2 protein-coding genes are annotated in these 870 nt (G+C 60.0%); both read right to left on the bottom strand.

Annotated features, from left to right (window positions below):
- On the bottom strand, nucleotides 1-406 hold a 406-nt coding region (locus QZH66_RS17205), incomplete at its 3' end, for an aldolase/citrate lyase family protein (RefSeq protein ID WP_305807062.1).
- Between the two features lie 3 nt (nucleotides 407-409).
- Nucleotides 410-870, bottom strand: a 461-nt coding sequence (locus QZH66_RS17200; protein ID WP_305807061.1) for a CoA transferase, incomplete at its 5' end; no start/stop codon positions are given.

The following is an 870-nucleotide window of genomic DNA, read 5'->3' as shown; positions in this document are numbered from 1 at the left end:
GCCGCGGCAGGGCAGCGACACTTTCGATTTGCAGAAGGAACCGCACATGGCCAGCTGGCATCGTCTTCGCAGCTTCCAGGTCGGTGACCATCTGGCCGATGATTTGCACGTCCCTCGGATGCTCGACTTTGGGAAGCACCAGGATGTCCAGGCCTGGCACAACGGCGGCCTGCAAGTCCACAACAGTGCTGAGCCAGTCGCCATTGATTCGCACCGCCGCAAGCTTGTTGACAGCCTTCAGGCGGACGATGGAATCGGGAAGGCGCTCGCGTGCAACTGCGCGCTGTGATGGATGAGTGCCGTCCTCAAGGTCGAGAATGACGGCATCGCTGGATTTGTTGATGGAGCTCTGCAGCAGTTTTTCGTTGGCTGCGGGCACGAAGAGAAACGAGCAAACAGTTTTCATGGGTCAGATTCGCTGTGTGGCGCTTAAAGGAAGCTCGTCGGAAACCGGCTGCTGCGCCCCAAACCAGGCGCTGTTGTCCTGGCCGAGCGTCGGCGCGCCACGTCGGATAGAGGGGCGCTTGCCGTTGATGCGGTACGGCGCGGCATGAACCGATACGGTCCGTCCGTCTGGTGCGACCTGGTCGACCAGAAAGTTGCTCTCCACGATGTAAGGATGCTGCAGGAGGTCCGCGATGTCGCATACCGGGCCCGCAGTGATATCCCGCACTGCGAAGAACTCAAGGGCCTCGGCCAGCGTGAGCCTCGCAATGTGTCCCTGGATGAGGGCATCCAAAGCATCGATGTTTTTCAGTCGGGCCTCATGGGTCGAGAAACGCTGGTCCTGGAGTCCTTCCGGATACCCGATACCTTCGAAAAGACGAGCCAACGTGCCTTCCATACCTGCTGAGAGCGCGACCCACTTCT

Origin of the sequence: Stenotrophomonas sp. YIM B06876 (assembly GCF_030711595.1) — a bacterium.
Taxonomy (GTDB): domain Bacteria; phylum Pseudomonadota; class Gammaproteobacteria; order Xanthomonadales; family Xanthomonadaceae; genus Stenotrophomonas.
The sequence above is the reverse complement of the archived record's forward strand: the minus strand, read 5'-3'. Positions and strand labels throughout refer to the sequence as shown.